At 52.2% G+C, this 21,449-nt stretch carries 23 protein-coding genes; 9 read left to right on the top strand and 14 right to left on the bottom strand.

Annotated features, from left to right (window positions below):
* Positions 1–90: 90 nt before the first annotated feature.
* The 5 genes from ACLPHM_RS08665 to ACLPHM_RS08645 all read right to left on the bottom strand — a co-directional run bounded on the left by ACLPHM_RS08665 (position 91) and on the right by ACLPHM_RS08645 (position 2,560).
* Positions 91–372, bottom strand: a complete 282-nt coding sequence (locus ACLPHM_RS08665; protein ID WP_073651901.1) for a hypothetical protein — start codon at positions 370–372, stop codon at positions 91–93.
* Entirely contained in the window at positions 359–835 is a 477-nt protein-coding gene (locus ACLPHM_RS08660; protein WP_073651900.1) for a putative molybdenum carrier protein, read from the bottom strand. The genes ACLPHM_RS08665 and ACLPHM_RS08660 overlap by 14 nt, the downstream gene beginning before the upstream one ends.
* Positions 832–1,248, bottom strand: a complete 417-nt coding sequence (locus ACLPHM_RS08655) for a hypothetical protein (RefSeq protein ID WP_043743025.1) — start codon at positions 1,246–1,248, stop codon at positions 832–834. Before ACLPHM_RS08655 ends, ACLPHM_RS08660 begins: the two co-directional genes overlap by 4 nt.
* The gene (locus ACLPHM_RS08650) at positions 1,245–1,826 is read right to left on the bottom strand and encodes a hypothetical protein (protein ID WP_212667721.1); all 582 of its coding nucleotides are present in this window, start codon (positions 1,824–1,826) and stop codon (positions 1,245–1,247) included. Before ACLPHM_RS08650 ends, ACLPHM_RS08655 begins: the two co-directional genes overlap by 4 nt.
* Before the next feature lie 80 nt (positions 1,827–1,906).
* A complete protein-coding gene (locus ACLPHM_RS08645) occupies positions 1,907–2,560 on the bottom strand; it encodes a hypothetical protein (RefSeq protein ID WP_058133020.1) in 654 nt (217 codons plus the stop codon).
* Between the two features lie 143 nt (positions 2,561–2,703).
* On the opposite strand from ACLPHM_RS08645, the gene ACLPHM_RS08640 reads away from it, so the two are divergent.
* Positions 2,704–2,943: a helix-turn-helix domain-containing protein gene (locus tag ACLPHM_RS08640; RefSeq protein ID WP_011806687.1), complete on the top strand. Its 240-nt coding sequence runs from the start codon at positions 2,704–2,706 to the stop codon at positions 2,941–2,943.
* A gap of 685 nt (positions 2,944–3,628) precedes the next feature.
* Here the strand turns inward: ACLPHM_RS08640 and trfA are convergent.
* The 8 genes from trfA to ACLPHM_RS08600 form a co-directional block, all read right to left on the bottom strand.
* Positions 3,629–4,501 (bottom strand): plasmid replication initiator TrfA, encoded by an 873-nt coding sequence (trfA, locus tag ACLPHM_RS08635; protein ID WP_430220850.1) that lies wholly within the window; start codon positions 4,499–4,501, stop codon positions 3,629–3,631.
* A 35-nt stretch (positions 4,502–4,536) separates the two neighbouring features.
* On the bottom strand, positions 4,537–4,749 hold the full coding sequence (locus ACLPHM_RS08630; protein ID WP_430220849.1) for a helix-turn-helix transcriptional regulator: 213 nt from the start codon (positions 4,747–4,749) through the stop codon (positions 4,537–4,539).
* Positions 4,750–5,158: 409 nt separating this feature from the next.
* Positions 5,159–5,764 (bottom strand): ATP-dependent Clp protease proteolytic subunit, encoded by a 606-nt coding sequence (locus ACLPHM_RS08625; protein WP_430220848.1) that lies wholly within the window; start codon positions 5,762–5,764, stop codon positions 5,159–5,161.
* 36 nt (positions 5,765–5,800) lie between these two features.
* Positions 5,801–6,157, bottom strand: coding sequence for an SRPBCC family protein (locus tag ACLPHM_RS08620; protein ID WP_430220847.1), 357 nt, complete (start codon positions 6,155–6,157; stop codon positions 5,801–5,803).
* Entirely contained in the window at positions 6,154–6,468 is a 315-nt protein-coding gene (locus ACLPHM_RS08615) for an ArsR/SmtB family transcription factor (protein WP_430220846.1), read from the bottom strand. The genes ACLPHM_RS08620 and ACLPHM_RS08615 overlap by 4 nt, the downstream gene beginning before the upstream one ends.
* Positions 6,469–6,558: 90 nt before the next feature.
* Entirely contained in the window at positions 6,559–7,185 is a 627-nt protein-coding gene (locus ACLPHM_RS08610) for a protein-methionine-sulfoxide reductase heme-binding subunit MsrQ (protein WP_430220845.1), read from the bottom strand.
* On the bottom strand, positions 7,185–8,183 hold the full coding sequence (gene msrP / locus ACLPHM_RS08605) for a protein-methionine-sulfoxide reductase catalytic subunit MsrP (RefSeq protein ID WP_430220844.1): 999 nt from the start codon (positions 8,181–8,183) through the stop codon (positions 7,185–7,187). Before msrP ends, ACLPHM_RS08610 begins: the two co-directional genes overlap by 1 nt.
* Positions 8,184–8,732: 549 nt before the next feature.
* Positions 8,733–9,389, bottom strand: coding sequence for a carbonic anhydrase (locus ACLPHM_RS08600; RefSeq protein ID WP_430220843.1), 657 nt, complete (start codon positions 9,387–9,389; stop codon positions 8,733–8,735).
* 110 nt (positions 9,390–9,499) lie between these two features.
* On the opposite strand from ACLPHM_RS08600, the gene cynR reads away from it, so the two are divergent.
* From cynR to ACLPHM_RS08585, 3 genes are all read left to right on the top strand, one after another.
* Positions 9,500–10,387, top strand: a complete 888-nt coding sequence (cynR, locus tag ACLPHM_RS08595) for a transcriptional regulator CynR (protein ID WP_430220842.1) — start codon at positions 9,500–9,502, stop codon at positions 10,385–10,387.
* 282 nt (positions 10,388–10,669) lie between these two features.
* Positions 10,670–11,179: an RNA polymerase sigma factor gene (locus ACLPHM_RS08590; RefSeq protein WP_430220841.1), complete on the top strand. Its 510-nt coding sequence runs from the start codon at positions 10,670–10,672 to the stop codon at positions 11,177–11,179.
* Positions 11,163–12,158, top strand: coding sequence for a FecR family protein (locus ACLPHM_RS08585; protein WP_430220840.1), 996 nt, complete (start codon positions 11,163–11,165; stop codon positions 12,156–12,158). Before ACLPHM_RS08590 ends, ACLPHM_RS08585 begins: the two co-directional genes overlap by 17 nt.
* 4 nt (positions 12,159–12,162) lie before the next feature.
* On the opposite strand, the gene ACLPHM_RS08580 is transcribed toward ACLPHM_RS08585, so the two are convergent.
* Positions 12,163–13,023: a DMT family transporter gene (locus ACLPHM_RS08580; RefSeq protein WP_430220839.1), complete on the bottom strand. Its 861-nt coding sequence runs from the start codon at positions 13,021–13,023 to the stop codon at positions 12,163–12,165.
* Between the two features lie 115 nt (positions 13,024–13,138).
* Here ACLPHM_RS08580 and ACLPHM_RS08575 point away from each other — a divergent pair, with 115 nt between their 5' ends.
* From ACLPHM_RS08575 to ACLPHM_RS08555, 5 genes are all read left to right on the top strand, one after another.
* A complete protein-coding gene (locus ACLPHM_RS08575) occupies positions 13,139–14,530 on the top strand; it encodes an aminotransferase-like domain-containing protein (protein WP_430220838.1) in 1,392 nt (463 codons plus the stop codon).
* 138 nt (positions 14,531–14,668) lie between these two features.
* Positions 14,669–17,119, top strand: coding sequence for a TonB-dependent siderophore receptor (locus tag ACLPHM_RS08570; protein WP_430220837.1), 2,451 nt, complete (start codon positions 14,669–14,671; stop codon positions 17,117–17,119).
* Positions 17,120–17,154: 35 nt separating this feature from the next.
* Entirely contained in the window at positions 17,155–18,312 is a 1,158-nt protein-coding gene (locus tag ACLPHM_RS08565) for a YncE family protein (protein ID WP_430220836.1), read from the top strand.
* A gap of 39 nt (positions 18,313–18,351) precedes the next feature.
* The gene (locus ACLPHM_RS08560; RefSeq protein WP_430220835.1) at positions 18,352–19,482 is read left to right on the top strand and encodes an efflux RND transporter periplasmic adaptor subunit; all 1,131 of its coding nucleotides are present in this window, start codon (positions 18,352–18,354) and stop codon (positions 19,480–19,482) included.
* Positions 19,476–21,446 (top strand): ABC transporter permease, encoded by a 1,971-nt coding sequence (locus ACLPHM_RS08555; protein ID WP_430220834.1) that lies wholly within the window; start codon positions 19,476–19,478, stop codon positions 21,444–21,446. Before ACLPHM_RS08560 ends, ACLPHM_RS08555 begins: the two co-directional genes overlap by 7 nt.
* Positions 21,447–21,449: the final 3 nt, after the last annotated feature.

Raw genomic sequence — 21,449 nt, 5'->3', positions numbered from 1 at the left:
TGTTTACTCAATTGTCGGCCTATCCGCATTGCCGCCGCTGCGGAAATGGGTATCAACCAAGCGGGCGATGTCGCCAATCGGTTGGGTTTGTCAGCATGGGATGGAGCTAATGCCAGCGATCCAGGCCGCACCAGCAGCCAGCGCCTCAGCCTCGCTGGCATAGGTTGTCGATGGGCCGCTGATGATGCAGGGCTCGGTTTCGCCGTCACCTTCCACCGTCCACAGCTCCCAGGTGCCATCGTTTTTCCAGCTGGGGACGGCGGCATAGGGTTTGTCTTTCAGCGCAGCCAGGGCTGCGTCAACTTCGGGGCGAATCTGCAACTCACCCGAGTAGATATAAGGTGTCGCGCAGCGGGCATCAGATCGGTTCATGTTCCGTACTCCAGAAAAGCTCCAGTAGCCCGCTCGCCTGCAGGTAAATACCGGGGTTGCGCGCTTCACTCGGGCCAGCAATGTTGAGAATAGCGATGGGATGTCTAAGCAACCAGTCTTGCCATGCCGCCAACAGCTCTTCTGCAGGGGCATGCACATCGCAAAGCAGCAGCGGTTTACCATGCCTTGTCGCCAGATCGCGAGTGAGCAAGCTGCCACCTTCTAGCCGGCCTCGGTAAATGATCAGCGTAGCATCCGCATCCAGCACATTGCACTTGGTGCGCTGACGATAGCCGCTGGATTCGGTTTCCTGCAGCTGGTAGCGCGCATCCAGGACGCCATCAGCGGCCCGACGGCCCGCCGGGCACCAGCCGCCGTGCGCAATCTTTCGGGCAATAGCGAAATCCAGCGCTGCCCTGTCTACGCCGGTCTGACCCCCAGAGATGATGCGCTGAATGTTCACCCTTGCTCCGTTGCGGCCACCGTGCAGACCAGCTGTACTTCATCATTGGGCTGATCTGCCGAGAGCTGGCCTATGCGCTCGCGCGCGCTGATGAGGTTGAGCTGCTTGCGCGCCTGCTGCAGGCTGCGCTTTTCAATCACCGCTGTATAGCTTGCACCCAGCTCACCATCCGGGTCGATGAACAGCTCGATGCGCTGCACCGGCAACCCGAACACCGTGAAGCTGCGCGTCGGCACCAGCGACCAACTGCCGGGAGCATTGGGTGCAATACCGTCCAGCATGTGCAGCGGCAAGGTTTGACGGCATTCCACGGCGGCGGCGATGGCCGGCTCAATGCGCAACCAGTGATCGATATCTGGTGCTTGGCCGTCCATCAGCACAAGCGGCAGGGCGGCAAGTAGCAGTGCGTTCATCCCTTGATGTTCCTGATCCAGAAGCGACGGTCATCGATCGTGAAATTGGAGTCATAGCCGACCAGCGTCAATAGCGAACCCACATAGTAAAGGCCGAACTGATTCATCAACCAGCGTTCCATCGCCGGGTCACTGGGCAACTTGCTGTACGGCGGGGTTGGGCCGTCGGTGCGAACCTGGCCGCTGGTTTTTCCGGAGATGGAAAAGCTCTTCCAGGTGAGCACGAAATTGTTCGACTGTTTCGGCAACTCCGGTGCACATAGCGACAGATTGCTGAAGCGCTCGGAACGCTTGGCGTCGTGCCACAGCACGGCGTCAAAGCGAATGCAATCACTGGCTTTGAGCGTAAGGCTACGGGTCAGCGTCATCTGATCAGCCGGAATTTGCAGATTGCTGATCACTACCTTGGGCCACTCCGGGGCGCGACCGTCGGTAGACAGATTCTGGCGCAAGGCGTTATGCAGTGGAGTCCCCAGCACGCTGTTGCGGTTTGCCGCGCCTGCAGGCGTAGTCACTTGCGACAGACTGGTTCCAATGGCTTGTCCCAGTCCATTCAGAGAGTCCAGCGCCCCCTGCATGTCGGTTGTGGCACATCCCGTCAAGAGAAAAGGAAGCAGCAACAGGCTTCGGTAGTGTTTCGTCGTAGTTCCTCGCGAACTTATCCGTTGAAGAGGGCATTGAGCCGGGCACACCAGGTTTCCGCTGCCCGGCGGCTCATGGGAAAACTGAGCACTGGTCGTTGTGGATCGGCGGTTTGCAGCGCAATGGCGAAGTCTTTGGCGCGTACCGTGCGCTCGAAGGTCGGCGCGCTCATGCCGCTGGCGTTGACCTGTCGGCTACCGCCGTTCATCTCCATGCTCTCGACCTCGCGCCAGGTCATCTGCCAGCCGAGCAGCCAGGAGAAGTCGTGCAGTTTGTATGCGTCATTGACCACATCGCAGGCCGCGATCTTGCGATTCTGGGAGTCAAAAACAAGGAATGCCGGCGCGGGATAACCCAGGAGATGTCCAGCATCGAATGACAGCCCATGCTGGGTGTTGATTCTGGTGACAAGGGCCTGGCAGCGGGCCTGCAGACGCGCCAGAAATCGGAAGGACAGCGCGAAGAGTGCCAGCGAAATCAGCAGATAGAGCATCAGCTCACTGGTCAACAGCCCCCAAAGCGATGTCTGTGACAGGCGCGCAGGCCCCACGCCGAACATCGCCAGTACAAGAATCAGCGTAAGACCAGCGGCAGCGAGACCTGAAAGCCCAGCCACAGGAACTGCCAGCGCCGCCGCTCCCATCCCCGCAGTCTTCCAGACGCTTGCCATACGTCATTTCCTCCATTTTGTTACTTATAGAGGCCATTTTATGGCGCCTGCATTCAATTGTCACTCATAGTGCGGGTACTTATCGGGCGTAGCCCTATAGAGGGGGTACTCATAGAGTCATTTCTCTTTAAGAAGAGAGAAATATGGCCCTTGATCCCCGACTACGCTTCGGCCTGAAGCTGATAGAAATCAGAAAGACCAGAGGGTGGTCGCAAGAACGCCTAGCACTGGAAAGTGGCTTGGCACGCAGCTATCTGGGGGGGGTTGAGCGTGGGCAGCGCAACATCGCATTGCTCAACATCTTCAAGCTGGCCGAGGCGCTGGGGGTGGAGCCTTCTGTTCTGCTGGAAGCACCGGCTGCCGGGCAGGAGCCTGCACCGTAACATCGTAACGCTACGTTATCGTAACGTTACGATGTCATCTGAAAGGGACGGGTGGGCTCCGGCCAGGCCCACCGAAGGCATATTGGAAACAGCCGACCCCAAGTAGCCCATCAGGCATTTGAAAAATGCGAGTAGCCCCAGCAAGGGAGCCCGTGGATAACTCGCTTGCGAGTTATCCACGGGCGGACGCGCAGCGACCGGAGGGAGCGAAGGCTTCTTTTGGTTAAAGAAATGGTTAAAAAGAAGGTTAGCGGCTTTGCTGGTGAAGTTAAATTTTCATTTAAAACAGTAGGTTACGATGGAGTTTGATCTGTGTGAGATGGGCCATCTGTCACGTTTTCATGGGTCATCTGTCACGCTTTTGAGTTTCAAAATTTATGCCGGCCCAAAATTTCATGGGTCATCTGTCACGAAAATCCACGTTTTTTCAGACATGCTGATGGCGGTCGAGCAGTTATCCACAGACGACCTATCAAGAGCCGCAAGATCGCTGGGTAAGCAGCTCGAAACCGTGACAGATGACCCATAAACTGCAAAACCAACATGGGTCATCTGTCACGAGAAATGGCATCCAAACGTTGTTTCTGTGGATAACTTCGAGTCGCCACTCCGAGGAAAATTTCCGGACTCAATAAAGCCCGCAATTGCGGGCCTAGAAGAAAAGTGTCAAGCTGCTTTTTTCGGATTACCCGTCCCCACAGCAGATGTAGTCATCGCTGGATAGAAAAGCTATCTTGGCAATCTGGGCGGCTTGCACCTCAGCGCATGCCTTTCTTACGGTTCGTCGCCAATCGGCTATGTCTTTGTTGTTTGACCCGCACATGGCGCGAAACCTTGTTAGAGCCAAGGGGTACGGATGCCTGTGGCTTTCAATGTAGTCTGCCAAGCGCCTCGCGACCGGCGACAAGCCCCGGTAGGCAGTCCAAGAATGGCTGGTAAACGTATTGCCAGCAAACAAATAAATTAAGTTGGGATTCATCCAGACTCGATAGTGGGTTGGCTTACCATGCTCGTCGTTGAGCACTATGTAGTTCTGGATGAGTGAAATCGCACCGCTCCTTCCATACGCTTTACTGTTGAGCGCCAGAACTTCACTGGCCTTCAGACGGCTGATGCACTCACGGGCCTTATCGTAATAGCGGCCATTTTTGTGCCAACCGACGTCCGCCACCAAGTTTTTGACGGAAAATTCGAACGGCTCACCGAGCGCCACCTTTTGGGCATAGTTCAGGATTTGCAGCCACACGAGTTCGTCATCTTCTGCGTGGAGTTCGATGCCTGTGTAGAGAATTGAAATGTGCTCGTTGTAATGGAATAGTGTTTCGTGCATGAACGCCCGGCGCGGCACTCGCTTGTTGCCAACAGTAAACAGAGATGATCTTGCGTAGTCATTGGGGATGTGCCGCAGGTCATCTCTGTTTTCCATTGAGTTCGGAAAGATCAGGTCGAGCTGGAACTGCCCGGTTGGAGAGATGCCTCTACTGCTGAGGTAAGCCGAACGTCGCAGTCGATCAATCTGTCCATCAAGAGCTGCGGCTTTTCCTAGGCTGCGCATCATCGACCCCTGCCTTCTGGCCTGCGGAATCGCGGCGATCAGGGATAGACAGCGTTGTTGCTGACAGCGCGGGCGGCAGCGGCCTTCTGTTCGAGCCACGCATCAATCTCGTGCTCAAGCCAGCCGACGACTCTTTTGTTAAGCTGGACGGATACTGGGAATGTCGGATCATCGCGAGTGATCCGCCAGAGCGTTACGTCATTGATGCCGCCAAGCTTTTCGCAGATGGCCTTGCGGCGTAGAATTTTCACTGTCCTTACCTCCTGCACATTGAAAGTCAGTGCAGGAAGTTTCAGGTAGTGACCCAGGAGCGGTCACGGACTCCCAGAAGGGAATTTTTGCGACAAAAAATCCGAAGGTGACGAAGCGGCCTGAACAAACGATAAAGAGGCCTCGCTTCGTACAGCAACGATCAAAGTGTATATATAAGTGACTACAAAGTGAGGCAAAGCAAGGGTAATACCACATCTAGCAACGCTTTGCGGCCGCATTTTTTGTTTAACGTGTAAGCATTATCACAAGGCACTTAGTCGCCATCAAACACAAAGGGGCTTTATGCCCTTTTTGTTTTGCCTAAAAATTAGTTGGTGCGTGCTCAATCAGTAACTCACCGTTTTACTTAAACGTGCAATGTGGATTGTGTTGAGAGCAGTAATGGCGTTACGCAGCCATTTTTCGTTTATCCAAAACACCATCAATTAAGCCCCATTCTAGGGCTTCTTCTGCTGTTAAAAAGCGATCTCTATCTAATGCAGTTTCGACCTCGGCGTAGCTGCGACCGCAATGTTCTGCATATAGCCTAGTCATGCGCTGTTTGGTTTTCTGAATTTCTTCGGCGTGAATGAGAATATCAGATGCTTGGCCTTGCGCGCCTCCGGATGGTTGGTGAACCAGTATGCTGGCATTGGGTAGGGACATGCGGTAACCAGGTTCACCAGCCATTAATAAGAACGACCCCATAGAGCGGGCGGTACCCATGCACAAGGTATACACCGGCGCAGAGATAAATTGCATGGTGTCATAAATAGCCAGACCGCTAGTCACCATACCACCTGGTGAGTTGATGTAGAGATGTATGGGCTTTTCAGGGTTTTCGGACTCTAGAAATAGTAGCTGCGCACACAGCAGAGCAGACACGTTGTCATTGACTTCACCATTTAGAAAAATAATGCGATCACGTAGTAGTCGTGAGTAGATATCAAAAGATCGCTCTCCACGCCCTGATTGTTCTATGACCATGGGGATAAGTTGCATGGTTTCACGCATGGCGGTTCCTTATTCGTATTCTATTTTGCGAGATAACTAGGCAGCGAGCGCTAGCCATAGTGATGCGTCATTAGCGGCACGAGAGCACGGTGTAGTGGCTATGATGGATACTTTGTGTGTGATGCGCAGGATGCTGTGATTTTCTCCATGTGGGATCACTTGAAAAACAACCACACTTTCTAGTAGTGGGAAGTCCTCATCACGCATACGGTAATGCTGTTCTTTGTTTTGCACAGTGAATATGGGGGTGCTTTCAATTAAGGCATCACTGGGCAGCCATTGTTCACGAAATTCAGGAATGCTGATGGCACGCCAGACTTTTTCAGGCGGTGCCTCCAGTTGATACTCAAGTATCAACGTGTCATCGCTACTTTCGGTGGTGATCTCACTCATTGGTCCATATCCTTGAGTAATGCTTGCAGGGCCTCAACTCGCGCAGGCCAGTAGGAACGGTATTTGGAAAACCAGTTGGCTAGTTGAGCCAAGCCTTCAGGGTTCACTTCATAATTAACAAAGCGACCCTGTTTCTCTTCACGCACTAGACTGGCCTTACGCAACACAGCCAAATGCTGTGACATGGCTGATTGGCTGATGTCTATGCCTATGCGTAACGTGCTCGCATTCATACTGCCTGCGGCGAGTTTCTCGAAGATGGCTCTACGTGTAGGGTCGGCGAGTGCCTTGAAAATATCGTTTTCAATCATGAAAACATATTAGTGGTTACTTATGTGTTAGGCAAGAACTTCTGATGAGATATGTAGTGCTCGTTGTGCTTGCTGTGTAACCCTAGGCTATTAACTAAATGACCGTTTACCCATACGTTTGTAAACTCGCCAGCCTTGTAATGCCAAGACTATAGCCACGTAGACAAACACGTCGTTCAGGTTGTTCTTACCCAGTCGCATCCAGTAGAAATGCAACAGCGCTAACCATGCTGCTACGTGTATGCAACGGTGCAAACGCTGCCAGTTTTTGGCCCCCATGGTTTTGAGCATTACTTTAGGTGAGGTGATAGCCAGTAATAGCAAGACAATGAATGTCAGCATACCCACTAAGATAAAGGGGCGTTGCAGTACGTCGTGCCAGATATCACGCCATTGCCAGTACATGTCGAACCAGGCATAGCACACCGCATGTAGCACCACATAAAAGAAGGCAAATAGACCTATTAATCGACGAAGTTTTGCCAGAGCATAAAGGTTGAAAATTTGTCGCAAAGGCGTAATGGCCAATGCCAGACAGAGCATGCGTAGCGACCAGTCGCCAGTACTACGAATTAAGGTTTCTGCTGGGTTAGGCCCTAGTGTGTTGGTCACTACCCCATAGATTAGCCATGCAGCCGGAGTCAGGCACAGCAACCACAACACGGGTTTGGTGAGGCGATGTAGAAGTGCCAGATTGAGGTTGCTGGTGAGGCTCATTAGAAATTACGCTCTAAATCCATGCCGGCGTACAGTTGGCCTACTTGCTCGGCATAGCCATTGAACAGTTCAGTTTTGCGCTTAGGGGCAAAGATGCCACTTTGACCAATAACACGTTCAGAGCTTTGGCTCCATCGTCGGTGGGGGACGTTAGGGTTCACGTTAGAGTAAAAACCGTATTCGTGTCGGGCAGCTTTGTTCCATGCGGTGGCGGGCATTTCTTCCACGAAGCGAATGCTGACTAGGCTTTTAGCACTTTTGAAGCCGTACTTCCAAGGTACGACTAGTCGTACAGGCGCACCATTTTGATTTGGTAATACCTCGCCATACATGCCAAATGCCAGCATGGTAAGCGGATGCATGGCCTCATCCATGCGTAGCCCTTCGGTGTAAGGCCAGTCTAATACCCCACTACGCAGGCCCGGCATGGTTTGGGGGTCAGCCATGGTGACAAACTCCACATATTTAGCGCTGCCCATGGGTTCTACTTTTTTAATCAGCTCAGCCAACGAATAGCCAACCCAAGGGATCACCATGCTCCATGCTTCCACGCAGCGCAGTCGGTAGATGCGTTCTTCCATTGCGGAAAGCCCTAGCAGATCTTCTAATGACCAGACCCCTGGTTTATGCACCAGACCTTCTATGTTGACGTTCCAAGGGCTGACGGGCATAGCATCCGCATTTTTAGCGGGGTCGCCTTTATCTAGGCCAAACTCATAGAAGTTGTTGTAGGTGGTGGCGTCGTTATACGGGGTCAGAGCTTCATCCAGAGTAGCACCCGCTATAGTGCTGGGCGTAGAGCTAAGCATTGGGCGTGTGGCAGAGGGTGTAGTCATGCTGGCTTTGGCATCACGCATGGCCCAATGCGCCAGAGCCGGGGTAGTAGCACCAGCAGCCAGTAACCTTAACAGCTTACGACGGTTAGTAAACACCTCGCGCGGCGTGATCTCGCTAGGTAAAGGTTGCGTAAACAAGGGGGTGACGTTGCGTTTTTTCATTATCAAGTCCCAGAGTAAAACAGCCGTGTTCTGTGTTTATAGGATAAGGGACATTGTCCTTATTGTGCATAACCTAATGATTGCATGAGCATTACAGTTTTGTAATGTATGTAATTTCTGATCTTAACTTCAGTAGAGTCAGCGAAGCCTCTGACATCATGAACTATGAGGCGTAGACGGTTATTTGATTGAACCCTTTTCGTACGCGGAGTTATTGGCCTGTGTGTGTGCACTTTGGTACGCCGACAGCCTGTACCGCTAGCAAGAACTTTTTATCTTGGTGGGTTGACGGTGGATATCTTAAAGCGCCGAGCACTCAGAGGCGGGCAACGTATTGATCTGCGCGATAAGGAGTTCGCGTTCTAGACTCGATGATTCCGGTGGATGAGGTCATGGTGAGTAGTGCCGAAACCGAGACTCAATTCACCTTACATTTCCCAGCGCATAACAACGAGCGAGTATGACGGGAAGTAGGTGCTAAGTAGAACGCCATGATAAAAGGGGCCAAGCGCGGACTCTGCTTCGCGCTTGGCCCCAGGGACTACTCGTTTAGGCGGCTGGGCGCTGCAACGGAGCAACGCGAGTATTCAGATTATCTGCCAGCGGCACAAATTTCATGGACAAGCCATCATAGGCGTCTATAGAACCGGTTTCAATATCGTAGATCCAACCGTGCAGGGTTAGTCTACCTTCAGAAATGGCGAGACGTACAGAGGGGTGCGTTTGAATATTGGCCAACTGGGCAATCACATTTTCACGCACCATCGAGGCCACACGCTCGCGATCACTGTTGTGGTGTTTGGCTTCGTTGACGAGGCGGGCAGAATCCGCATAGCGCAACCAGTGTTCAACGGCAGGCATGTGTTCCAAGCACTGGCAGTTGGCAATGGCCGTCATCGCACCGCAGTCGGAGTGACCACAGATCACGACGTCAGACACTTTCAGTGCGGCAACTGCATACTCAACCGAGGCGGTAACACCACCTGGCTCAGGGCCGTAGGAAGGCACAATATTACCGGCGTTACGGATCACAAACAGATCACCGGGTTCGCGCTGAGTAACCAGCTCTGGCACCAAACGGCTATCAGAACAGGAGATAAACAAAGCACGGGGGTTTTGCTGATGGGCCAAGTCTTTGAACAGACCAGCACGTTTTGGGTAGGCCTCTTTTTGAAACTTGAGAAAGCCCTCAATGATTTCTTTCATGGCAACTATTATGGTTATACGAACAATATAGCTGAAGCTTAACCCGTCTTATTTATAAGGTAAAATACTGATTTCTGATAAGTTCTATAATTATTACTTATGGGATTGCGATGATCTTACGCCATGTGACTTATTTTCTAGCGGTAGTGCAGTACGGCAGTTTTACCCGTGCGGCCAATGCGTTACACGTATCACAGCCAGCGCTATCGCAGCAGATACGGCAGCTTGAAGAAAGCCTAGGCGCACAACTGCTGGATCGTAGTAATAGGCAAATCAAGCTTACCGATGCCGGTGAAGTCTATGTACGGTTTGCCCGCCAAGCCATGCAAGACTTAGAGGAAGGGAGACGCGCGGTACACGATGTCAGCGATTTAAGCAGGGGGTCGTTGCGTATCGCGATGGCACCTACGTTTGCCTCGTATTTGATAGGCCCTTTGGTGGAGTCTTTTAATCGACGCTATCCTAACGTGACCTTGATGATTCGCGAGATGCTGCAAGAGCACGTGGAAACTCAACTGGTGAAAGATGAGCTAGACATAGGTATTGCGTTTGATAAACCTACGTCTAGTGCTGTGGATTCGCATCCGTTATTGGTAGAGACCTTGACATTGGCGGTGAGTGTGACGCATCCACTAGCCGGACAACGCATGATTGAACGTGCGACCTTAATAGAACAGTCATTGGTGCTATTAACCCCAGAGTTTGCGACACGTAGGCAAATTGAGCGCTACTGTCAGCAGTATGAGCTAGAGCTGCATGTGCAGATGGAGTCCAACTCGCTGAATGCGGTGATGGAAATCGTACGCCGCACCGGGTTGGCCACCTTATTGCCAGCGGCTATTGCGATGAATGATGAGCATTTGGTGGCTATAGGTTTAGATCCTACCCCTCCTAGACGACGTGCCATCTTGATGCAGCGTAAAGGGGCGTATCAGTCAGCAGCCATGCGAGCCTTTATTGAATTGGCTCAGAAATACGGGGCGGCTTCGGCCTCCTAAACCTTCTGTTTAAGCGCTGATAGCTGTGCGGTAGAGCTAGCTGGCTACTCTTTGCTCAGCACCTTGAGAAGGCTTGAGTTTGCTTGTGTATGGCAAGGAGCACACGGTTTTTCCTCAACCTTATGCACAGGCTGTGGGGATAAATACGATCTGTAGACGGGCGGTAGGGAGTGTGTCATTTTTTGAACGATTCCCTAATCGCAATTTAATAATGAGAATTATTGTTATTATTGTTGGTGTGATTGTCCGTTTTTAAGTTTCTCATGTTTCCTGTTTCCTGCTATGCATAGCCGTCCTTTGTCAGTCAAAGGCTGGTTGTCGTATTACACCGACCTGCTGGGGTCTTGGGTAAAAAACAATGCGTTAAGGCACGATGCCGAAGATGCGGCTCAAGATGCCATCATGCGTGTGTTGGCGGATCAGCGTGACAGTATTCAAGATCCCAAAGCCTATTTGTTCAGGGCGGCCCAGAATCAGTTGGTCAGTGAAATCCGTAGGCAGTCTCGCCATGAGCAAACGACGTTAGAGTCGTTGTTAGAGCACGAGCACCCTCAAACGGGGGATGTGGATACGTCGTTGCAGACCACCGAGTTGTTGGATGCGCTCTGTGAGGCGCTACAAGATTTACCCCTGAAGTGTCAGCAAGTCTTTCTATGGAATAAGATAGAGGGTTATACACAGGAAGAGGTCGCCAGACGCTTGGGATTAACTTCCAGCGCGGTGGAGAAGCATATGAAACGGGCCTTGCGCCACATCCAACACCAATTGCAGGATTATGGACCGCATCGTTAAGACCAGTCCGCTCTCTCAGGAGCAAATCCAAGAACAGGCCTTAGATTGGTTCACGCGTACCTGTTTAGGCTCACTCAGTGCTGAACAGTGCCAAGAGCGTGATCGGTGGCGTGCGCAGTATCCTGAGCATGAGGCGGCGTATCAGGCGTTGGAGACCTCTTGGAAACTAGCTGATGCATTACCTAAAACGGCTATGCACCGCTGGTTACGCCATAACGAACAGCAGGCCAAAAAACAGACCCGTCGTCGCATGCTAGGGTGGGGCGGTGGTGCCTTGGCGATGCTGAGTGTAGGGGCTGTCTTGCCCTTGGTGTGGCCCGCCCAACCGTTGTTCACCGATGTAGTGGCATCTGCCAAAGGGCAACGGCGTGAGGTGATGCTGCCAGATGGCTCCAAAATTTTGCTGAATACCGATTCCGAGGTGGCTATTGCTTATTATGCCGACCGACGAGACATACAGTTTGTGCGTGGTGAGGCCTTATTTAGCGTACTGCCTGATGTGAATAGACCTTTTACCGTGCGTAGTGGCGAGTTGGATGTGCGCGTTGTGGGTACGCAGTTTAGTGTGCGCCAAGAGCGCAGCCAAACTTCCGTGGTGGTGCGAGAGGGGGTGGTGGAAGTGTTTCCTAGCACCTCTACAGGCTTAACGGGAGTGCGGTTATCCGCTGGTTATACGGTTGCTGCATCCGCAACGGCTATAGGTAATCCACAGCAGGTTGCTGTGGAAAGTGTATTGGCGTGGCAGCGAGGCAGGTTGGTTTTCCAAGACAATGCGTTGTCAGAAGTGGTGCGCGAGTTGAATAGGTATATGGTGCAGCCCATACAAGTACAAGACAAAGCATTAGGACGTATGCGGGTGTCGGGCACGGTAAGTGTAGAAAACCCAGATGCGATTTTGGATATTTTGCCCAAAATTGCTCCAGTCAGCGTTGTGCGTGTGCCGGAGCGAGGAGTATTTCTCTTGCCGCTTGGGGGCTAAGGACTTAGGCGTAGCGTTTAGCCAGAGCCACACAAAATACAGCGCCACAGGTAGCTAGGATCATGGACATGTTCACTTGTTCGTGCAGTAGTGCCGCAGCCAAACCTAAGCCCATAAAAGGTTGCAGCAGTTGCAATTGACCTACGGCTGCAATGCCTCCCAGTGCTAGGCCTTTGTACCAGAAGATAAAGCCCACTAGCATGCTGAAAATAGACACATACCACAAGCCAATCCACGCGGTAGTGGATGCTTCACTGAGGTTGTCGGGCCAGTAAAACACAGCGAGTGGCAGCATCAACGGCAGTGAGATGACCAAGGCCCAACTGATGACTTGCCAGCCACCCAAGCGGCGTGACAATTTAGCGCCCTCGGCATAGCCCAAACCACATACCACGACGGCTGCCAACATCAGCAAATCGCCCTCTATGGACATGGCGATGCCTCCTAATGCTGCATAGCTAATCACTGAAATACTGCCTAAGAGCGAAAACAGCCAGAAAGCGGGGTGCGGCTGTTCGCCACCACGTAATACACCAAAAATAGCGGTACACACAGGCAGCAAGCCAACAAACACTAAGGCATGGGCCGAACTAATGTATTGCAATGCTAAGGCGGAGAACAACGGAAAGCCCAAGACCACGCCTACCGCTGTGATGATCAGAGACGTCAGGTCAGAGCGGACAGGACGCGGTTGCTTGAAGGTGACTAATAACAGTATGGCTAAAGCCGCTGCAATACAGCCGCGTATACCCGTTAGAAACAGCGGGGGGATGTCAGCAACCGCAACACGTGTGGCGGGCATAGAGCCAGCAAAAATGACGACACCAATTAAGCCATTGACCCAGCCACGGGTGGATGTGTTCATACGTACTCCTCAGGGATAGGCGTCCAGTAAACCATGTGGTGATGCCACTACTCCATATACGGAACAGTACAGTTTTTAATAACTGTATTGGTTAATTTGGCAGTACAGTAGCAAAATGAACGCTATTACTAAACCTCTCAGTCGCATTGAAATCGTCATGCAAGCCGTGCGTAGTCGTATTGCCGCACGCCAGTATGTACCAGGCTCTAGGCTGCCCTCTGTACGCGCGCAAGCTAAAGCCATGAACTGTTCTGTGTCTACGGTAGTAGAGGCGTATGAACGTTTGGTGGCGGAAGGCGTGGTCAAGGCGAGAGCAGGCTCAGGCTTTTATGTGGCGGGTGTGATTGCGCCGCTAGACCTGTCAGAGTTAGGCCCTAGGTTAGAGAGGGAGATAGATCCTTTGTGGTTATCCAGCCAGTCGCTGGAAACCGACTCCTCCACGCTGAAGCCGGGTTGTGGGTGGTTGCCGCCTTCGTGGATGTACGAAGAAGGGATGCGACGTGCGTTGCGGTATATGGCCAGAAGCGAGACTAGCGATTTGGTGGATTATGGTACGCCCCAGGGGCTACCCGCGCTTAGGCAAGTTTTAGCGCGTCGCATGGCGGGCTTGAGCATTGAGGCCACGCCAGAACAAATTATGCTGGTGGACTCCAGTACACAAGCCATCGATTTGATTTGCCGTTTTCTGCTGAAAGCGGGCGATACCGTCGTCGTGGATGATCCCTGTTATTTCAATTTTCATGCCTTGCTACGAGCACACCGGGTCAACGTAGTGGGAGTGCCCTACACCTCGCAAGGGCCTGATGTGACAGTGTTTGCACAAATTATTGAGCAACATAAACCGCGTTTGTACATTACGAATTCCGGTATTCATAACCCCACAGGTAGTGTGTTGTCGTCAGTCACTGCACACCGTGTTTTGCAGCTGGCTGAACATGCCAATTTGACCATCGTGGAAGATGATCTGTTTGCGGATTTTGAATGGCAGCCTGCGCCACGGTTAGCGGCGTTTGATGGGTTGGACAGGGTGATACACATAGGCAGCTTTTCTAAAACCCTTTCCGCTGCATTGCGATGTGGCTACATTGCTGCCAAGCCAGAATGGATCAGTGGGCTGACTGATTTACGTATAGCTACCAGTTTTGGGGGCGGGCGGTTGGCAGCAGAAGTTACCTTGCATGTGTTAACGGGCAGCGGCTATAGACGCCATATGGAAACAGTACGTACCCGATTAGCGCAGGCGTTAGAGCGCTTGTTACCGCGTTTACGCAAGTTGGGGATTGAGCCTTGGCTAGTTCCGCAAGCGGGTATTTTTCTGTGGTGTAGGCTGCCGGAAGGTGCTGATGCTACACGCATGGCACGCTATTGTTTACAGCACGATGTGGTGCTGGCACCGGGCAATGCATTTAGCCAATCGCATCAAGCCGAAGACTTCCTACGCTTCAATATTGCGCAAGCTGACGATGCTCGTCTATTCGAGGTTTTAGCGAAATCTCTACGTCATTGATACATTTAGTTACTATTTAATAATGAGAATCATTGCGGAATAATTCTCGTTACAGCGTCTTAGTAATGACACTGCATACCCCATCAAGAGGGTAGCGATGAATGCAGTCACTACTACATGATGTCTGGAACGGGTGCAATGAACACGCAACATACAATAATTCAGAGTTGGCTAAAACGATCAAGTAAGTTGGGGCAGGTAAGCAGGGAGGTGTGCTTGACGGCAGCGTTGTTGGGTTTGCCCACCGTTGCCATCACAGTGCAGGCGCAGACCTTGGCTATACAAATTAATTTACCTGCGCAGTCCTTAAGCGAAGCCTTAATACAGTTAGGTGAGCAGGCTTCACTGCAGATTTTCTATTTACCCGAAACCGTGCGTGGGCTACAGGCCCCGGCGGTATCTGGTGTGTTAACACCAGATCAAGCATTGCAGCGTTTGTTGGCCGGAACCGGCATAGGTTTTAGCCGCGATGGCAGTCAGGTATCTTTATCGCGTACCCCACAAAACCCAGCCCAATTGGGGGCGGTGGTCGTAAAAGGGCGCACGGATTCCACAACAGAAGACAGCGGTGCGTACACGGCGACGGGCGATAGCGCATTGTCGTCAGCTCTGGATTTGTCGCTACGCGAGACGCCACAGTCTATTAGTGTGATGACCAGTCAGCGCATGAAAGATCAGAATCTGCTGCAGTTAGAAGACGTGGTGAAAAACACGGCTGGTTTGACCTTCTCCGAACCAGGGGCAGGGGGGACTAGAAGTGGTATTTATGCCCGAGGCTTTTCCGTCAACACCTTCATGGTAGATGGTGTGCGCATGGTCTCTGACTACAACAATATGTTCTTAACACAAGACATGAGCTTGTATGACAGAGTTGAGGTGGTACGAGGTGCTACGGGGTTGATGAACGGCATGGGCTCCCCGGGTGGTGCGATCAACATGGTGCGTAAACGCCCGTTGGATGAGTATCGTACAGAGGTGCAGTTGGACTGGGGTTCATGGGCAAATCGCCGTGGCATGTTCGATATTTCTTCACCCTTGAATGAGTCTGGTTCTGTGCGTGGCCGTATGATTGCGGTTGCTCAGGACAGTAACGCGTTTGTTGAACGTTTTAATGCTAAACGCAAAATTTTCTATGGTGTGCTTGAGGCCGATGTAGGGGACAACACCTTACTGCGAGGCGGTATTACACACCAGCGCCACGACTTACGTGGCCAAGCAGACAGTGGTTTGCCAGCCTTTGATAAATACGGCAATCCGTTAAGTTGGGGGAAATCACAATCTGCTTCCGCCGATTGGACGTATTCACGTAGACGTAGCACGACCTTGTTTGGTGAGTTGGAACACCAATTCTCGGATAAATGGTCGTTGCGTTTGAATGCCTCCCGCGTCTGGACTGATTCTGATGAGCTCATTGGTTACGCCGGGATGGGGTATCCCGACCCCGATACGGGGGCAGGTGTAGGTATATGGACGACTAGATGGGTATATAAGCCCAAACAAGACTCTGTGGACTTGGCACTCAAAGGCAGTTTCGATATGTTTGGGCGTGAGAATGAGGTGGCGATGGGGCTGGCATGGTCATACTCCACGAACGAAACACCGTCTTACACCAACTGGTATCCACCAGGGTGGGATTCCAGCATAGACGATATCTTTACGTGGGATGGCAGTCATCCAGGTGAGCCTTATAACCCTTCAGTGGGTTCTCATTCTATGACGGAGAAAAACCTAGGTGCATACGCTTCCATTCGTCTGCGTCCTACAGAGCGTTTTTCTATCATTGCAGGTACACGTTATGTGGACTGGCGACGAACCACAGGCAGCTATAGTGATGCAACGAAGTCTAGCTCGTCATTGCGTCGTACCGAGTATGAGTTGGTGCCGTACTTGGGGTTGACGTACGACCTGACCGATAACTGGACTGCGTACACCAGTTACACCACAATTTTCACACCTCAAGACAGGAAAAAGCCTGATGGTTCGTATATTGATCCATTGTCGGGTGAAAGTTATGAAGCCGGTATCAAAGGTAGTTTCTTTGACGACAGGTTAAATATTTCTACCGCTGTATTCCAAGTGAAGGAAGATAATAAAGCGGTGGCGATAGAGGGCGTTAAAGCACCTGATGGTTCACAAGCCTATGAGGCGAAATCAGGTACGCGTACTAGAGGTTTTGAGGTAGAGGTAGCAGGGATGCTGACGCCGAGTTGGGAGTTAGCGGCTAGCTTTGCGCAAAACAGTACGAAAGATAAAGATAAGCAGCGCTTAAATACCAATATTCCGCGTAATACATTCAAACTGTTCACCACATACAGAATTAATGGCATAGGTGAAGGGTTGACTCTGGGTGGGGGCTTACGTTGGCAAAGTCGTATTTACAGCGATCTCACCATTGCAGGTAGAGCCCTAGAGTCAGAGCAAAAGGCGTATTCTGTGGTGGATTTATTGGCACGTTATGAAATGACTAAATCCACTACCGTGTCGCTGAATATTAATAACGTGTTGGATAAGCGTTACCGAGCAAGTACCGGCAATAGCTATTACGGCCAGCCGCGTGCCTTTATGCTGTCGCTGAGCCATCGCTTCTAATTATTTATCGCATTTTCTTTAAGGAAGTACTGACGATGAAACTCAAGAAAACCGTAGTCACTACCGTAGTAGTTGCCGCTATGACCGTATTGGCTGGTTGCCAAAGCGTGCCAGAGGCACGTCAGCAATCAGTGATTGAACAGTTGTCCAGCGTCTCTATGCTGCGTCAGGACAATATTGCAGGTGCTTATGAGGTAGCTGTGGCACCTGGCGTGGATAGCGTGTTTGTGGCTGCTGTGCCTGCATTCGAGCCTAACTCAGGTGGTGTGGTGCAAAGACTGGATCCACGTAGCCTGCAAGTGGTGCAGAGCATCCAGTTGCCACGACGCTCTTTCGCGTTGGGTTTTAACCCTACTTCTAGTACTTTGTATGTGGGCAACACCTTGGATGGTTCGTTGACGGTGATTGATGCGACGAACGGTGCCGTGAGAGGCATGATCCAGCTGGGCGAGCGCGTTGTGGATGGCAAAGGTCAAGTGTCTGCTCCGCATACACGCAAAGTAGTGGTGGATCCTCTACGCAATCAGATCTTTGTGACTAGCCCAGATAGCGAAGGCCTAGTGTGGATTGTGGATGGCGCTACAAATAAAGTGCGTCACACCGTAGAGACCAATGGCCCATGGCCAGCAGGTGCTGCCTTTGATCGTGCTAATAATCGCTTGTACGTAGGCCAAGGCGGCCTAAATGAAGTGGTGGTGATTAACCCAGAAAATGGTGAGATCGTTAATACGTTATCCACAGGTGATACCACCAGCGCTGATCCTAAAGAATCCAAACATTTCTTTGTGAACATGGCGATTGATGAGAAAAATCAGCGCTTGTTTGCGGCCGATGCCAACACAGGTTCGGTATATGTGTTTGATTTGGGCAATGGCAAAGTGGTGCAGATTGTTCCCGTGGGTGAGGGTTTGCTGGATATCGCTTACAGCGAACAGCGTAATGAGATCCTAGCCACTAACCGTGGCGTGTCGCGTGGTAGCCCAGCCGGTACAGGTAGCCTGACCGTAATCGATGGCACTAACTACAGTGTGAACCGTCGTGTGGACTTGCCAGTACACCCGAACAGCGTTGCCTTGTCTGCTAACGGACAGACAGCCTATGTGACCGTGAAAGTGCCGCATGGCAACGATCACCCCGCATGGCGCAAAGACGCACAAGACAGCATCGTACGTATTGATTTGCAAGGCGGCTAAATGCAGAAAGCTGGGAGATGTGGGCGCTGGTGCAAGCGCATGTTGTTTGCTGCGCCAGTGTTGCTGGTGGCAGGTGGGGGCTATATAGGGTGGCAATCTTCGGCATCGCAACAGGTGGAAACCACTGTGGCGCAACGTGCTGATATTGCTATCACTGTAAATGCCATTGGCACGCTACAACCCAGCCAGTATGTGGATGTAGGTGCTCAGGTGTCCGGGCAGATTATGCGTCTGCCCGTGCAGCCTGGGGATAAAGTAGAGCAGGGTCAATTGTTAGTGGAGATTGATCCTAGCGTGCAGCAAGCGGTGGTGGATGCTGGCAGGGCCGCATTGCGGGGTCTGGAAGCACAACTGCAAGAGCAGCAAGCCAAGAACTTGTTAGCACGCCAAATGCTGGCACGTGAGCAGCGTTTGCATAAAGTGGGGGCGACACGAGAAGAGTCGCTGCAACAAGCGCAAGCAGAGCTCTCGGTGACTGCCGCCAAGGTGGAACACTTGCGTGCACAAATTGCACAAAGTGAAGCCAGCCAGCGAGCCGAGGAAACCCGATTGGGCTACACACGCATTTATGCGCCCATGTCGGGTACGGTGGTGAGTGTGAAAGCACGTGAAGGCCAAACCTTAAACGCTACTTATCAAACGCCAGATATCTTACGTATTGCCGATTTGTCGGTGATGACGGTATGGACGGATGTGTCTGAGGCTGATGTGAGACAGGTGCAGCCCGGGCAGGCTGTGTCTTTTACGACATTAGGGATAGAGGAAGAACCGCGACGTTGGCATGGCAAAGTGCGTCAGGTGCTACCTGCACCGCCACAAGCGGCCACTGAAGGGGCTGAGGCCACGTCTGACAAAGCGGTGACGTATACCGTGTTGTTTGATGTGGATAACACGGATGCGGCGCTGATGTCGCAGATGACGGCACAGGTGACCTTCACGGTATTGCAGGCCGATAAGGTGTTGAGCATACCGGTGGTGGCGTTGCAGCGTGATGCCGGGCAGCCGTGGGTATGGCGTATAGCAGCTAACGATAAGCCAGTTCGACAAGATGTGACGCTAGGGGTGCGTAACCGTCATTTGGTTGAGGTACTCGATGGCTTAAGCGAAGGCACTCAAATCGTGTTGCGAGAAAATGAGCCAGAGCAACGCTGGAGCTGGCTGCAATGGTAGAGGCCGCAACAGCGCTCATTGAGCTGAAGGCAATACGCAAGCAGTATGGAGGGCAAGATGGGGCACCCGTTGTTGAGGTGCTGCATGGCATAGACCTAAGCATACAGGCGGGCGAGTTCGTTGCCATTGTGGGGCAATCTGGTTCGGGGAAGTCCACCCTGATGAACATATTGGGGTGCTTAGACAGCCCCAGTAGTGGCGATTATTTTTTCCAAGGTAAAGACGTTGCGCGCTTAGATGCGGACTCCTTGGCGCGGTTACGTCGGGAAGCTTTTGGGTTTGTGTTTCAGGGCTATCACCTGATTCCTACCGAAAGCGCGCGAGAAAACGTAGAAGTACCGGCAGTGTATGCAGGCACGCCCACCGAGCAGCGCAATGCCAGAGCCAGCGCGTTATTAGAGCGTTTAGGTTTGGCAGACAGGCAAGCCAATAGGCCGCATCAATTGTCTGGCGGCCAACAGCAGCGGGTATCTATCGCTAGGGCTTTGATGAATGGCGGCCATATTATTTTGGCCGATGAACCTACTGGTGCGCTAGATTCGCAAAGCGGCAAAGAGGTAATGGCCTTATTCCACGAGTTGGCGGATGCCGGGCACACCATCATTTTGATCACGCACGATAGATCAGTGGCAGCGCAAGCAAGGCGAGTCATCGAAATTCGTGATGGCCAAATTGTGGGTGACTCGGGCAGAGCAGTACAGTCGCAAACGCCTACGCCTGATGTGCTCGCCAACTTTTGGGAGCCTACTGCACAGCCTACGGAGCGCGCCGTGCAAGGCGAAGAATTGCGTGAGGCGCTGCGAGCAGCCTGGCGTACCATGCGCGTGAATAGAGCGCGTACCTTGCTGACCTTGCTGGGCATCATTATTGGTGTGGCTTCTGTCATTGTGATGATGGCGGTGGGCGAAGGCGCACGACAGCGGGTGATGGCGCAAATGGGTACCATGGGTACTACCATCATGTACATGAGCGGCACCAAACCCGTGACAGGAGGGCCGCGTGGCATCCTGAGCGATGAGGACTTGGCAGCGGTGCGTACCTTGCCTGAAATCAGCAGGGTCATGCCCGTGATTGGCGACCCTATTACCGTGCGTTTTTCCAACGTAAGTTTGCAGGTGTATGTGTTTGCCGCCAACGAAGAAATGCCCAGCATGCACCATTGGCGTGTGGCAGAAGGGCGTTACTACACCGCACAAGAAGACAAAAGCTTGGCACCCGTAGTGGTGTTAGGTGCAGCCATGCGTAAACGGTTTTTTGAGGATAAAAGCCCTGTTGGTGAACTGCTGCTCATTGGCAACTCCCCGTTTGAAGTCATTGGTGTGATGGAAGAACGTGGTGCTGATTCGGGGGCACAAAGTTATGACGATATGGTGTTCATTCCCTATCAAGCAGGGCGAGCACGCGTATATCAAGCGCAAACGCAGCCAGATTACGTGGTGATGGAAGCGGCATCGTCTGACGTGGTGTTCGAGGCCGAGCGATCCGTACATGATCTATTGATGGCCAGACACGGCGACCGCGAAGATTTCAGCATTGGTAATGCCGCCGCCCGTTTGCAGGCAGAAGCCTCTACGCGTCGCAGCATGACCATCATGCTGGGCTTAATTGCGGCCGTGTCGTTGTTGGTAGGCGGTATAGGGGTGATGAACGTCATGTTGATGTCGGTGAAAGAGCGTACCAAAGAAATTGGTATACGCATGGCAACCGGGGCAAGGCAGCGGGATATTCTGCGTCAGTTTATGACCGAGTCTATGGTGCTGACGGTAAGCGGCGGCATGACAGGCATTGCATTGGCAGCGTTACTGGGTATTGTGCTGGCCTTGGTAGGCATGGACATGGTGTTTTCTGTCAGTGCCATCATCGTCGCTTTTGGGTGCGCCGTGGTTACGGGGCTGGTATTTGGATTTATGCCGGCACGTACTGCCGCCAGAATGGATCCTGTGGTGGCGTTGGCAGGTGAGTAAAAC

This window comes from Paenalcaligenes sp. Me131, assembly GCF_050487225.1.
Taxonomy (GTDB): domain Bacteria; phylum Pseudomonadota; class Gammaproteobacteria; order Burkholderiales; family Burkholderiaceae_B; genus Paenalcaligenes.
This window is presented reverse-complemented; position numbering and strand designations above follow the sequence as displayed.

Excerpts from the sequence above, each read along its gene's own strand:
- ACLPHM_RS08665 (WP_073651901.1), bottom strand. The coding sequence starts at position 372 with ATGAACCGATCTGATGCCCGCTGCGCGACACCTTATATCTACTCGGGT.
- ACLPHM_RS08655 (WP_043743025.1), bottom strand. The coding sequence starts at position 1,248 with ATGAACGCACTGCTACTTGCCGCCCTGCCGCTTGTGCTGATGGACGGC.
- ACLPHM_RS08650 (WP_212667721.1), bottom strand. The coding sequence starts at position 1,826 with ATGCAGGGGGCGCTGGACTCTCTGAATGGACTGGGACAAGCCATTGGA.
- ACLPHM_RS08645 (WP_058133020.1), bottom strand. The coding sequence starts at position 2,560 with ATGGCAAGCGTCTGGAAGACTGCGGGGATGGGAGCGGCGGCGCTGGCA.
- ACLPHM_RS08640 (WP_011806687.1), top strand. The coding sequence starts at position 2,704 with ATGGCCCTTGATCCCCGACTACGCTTCGGCCTGAAGCTGATAGAAATC.
- trfA (WP_430220850.1), bottom strand. The coding sequence starts at position 4,501 with ATGATGCGCAGCCTAGGAAAAGCCGCAGCTCTTGATGGACAGATTGAT.
- ACLPHM_RS08625 (WP_430220848.1), bottom strand. The coding sequence starts at position 5,764 with ATGCGTGAAACCATGCAACTTATCCCCATGGTCATAGAACAATCAGGG.
- ACLPHM_RS08620 (WP_430220847.1), bottom strand. The coding sequence starts at position 6,157 with ATGAGTGAGATCACCACCGAAAGTAGCGATGACACGTTGATACTTGAG.
- ACLPHM_RS08615 (WP_430220846.1), bottom strand. The coding sequence starts at position 6,468 with ATGATTGAAAACGATATTTTCAAGGCACTCGCCGACCCTACACGTAGA.
- ACLPHM_RS08610 (WP_430220845.1), bottom strand. The coding sequence starts at position 7,185 with ATGAGCCTCACCAGCAACCTCAATCTGGCACTTCTACATCGCCTCACC.
- msrP (WP_430220844.1), bottom strand. The coding sequence starts at position 8,183 with ATGAAAAAACGCAACGTCACCCCCTTGTTTACGCAACCTTTACCTAGC.
- ACLPHM_RS08600 (WP_430220843.1), bottom strand. The coding sequence starts at position 9,389 with ATGAAAGAAATCATTGAGGGCTTTCTCAAGTTTCAAAAAGAGGCCTAC.
- cynR (WP_430220842.1), top strand. The coding sequence starts at position 9,500 with ATGATCTTACGCCATGTGACTTATTTTCTAGCGGTAGTGCAGTACGGC.
- ACLPHM_RS08590 (WP_430220841.1), top strand. The coding sequence starts at position 10,670 with ATGCATAGCCGTCCTTTGTCAGTCAAAGGCTGGTTGTCGTATTACACC.
- ACLPHM_RS08585 (WP_430220840.1), top strand. The coding sequence starts at position 11,163 with ATGGACCGCATCGTTAAGACCAGTCCGCTCTCTCAGGAGCAAATCCAA.
- ACLPHM_RS08580 (WP_430220839.1), bottom strand. The coding sequence starts at position 13,023 with ATGAACACATCCACCCGTGGCTGGGTCAATGGCTTAATTGGTGTCGTC.
- ACLPHM_RS08575 (WP_430220838.1), top strand. The coding sequence starts at position 13,139 with ATGAACGCTATTACTAAACCTCTCAGTCGCATTGAAATCGTCATGCAA.
- ACLPHM_RS08570 (WP_430220837.1), top strand. The coding sequence starts at position 14,669 with ATGAACACGCAACATACAATAATTCAGAGTTGGCTAAAACGATCAAGT.
- ACLPHM_RS08565 (WP_430220836.1), top strand. The coding sequence starts at position 17,155 with ATGAAACTCAAGAAAACCGTAGTCACTACCGTAGTAGTTGCCGCTATG.
- ACLPHM_RS08560 (WP_430220835.1), top strand. The coding sequence starts at position 18,352 with ATGTTGTTTGCTGCGCCAGTGTTGCTGGTGGCAGGTGGGGGCTATATA.
- ACLPHM_RS08555 (WP_430220834.1), top strand. The coding sequence starts at position 19,476 with ATGGTAGAGGCCGCAACAGCGCTCATTGAGCTGAAGGCAATACGCAAG.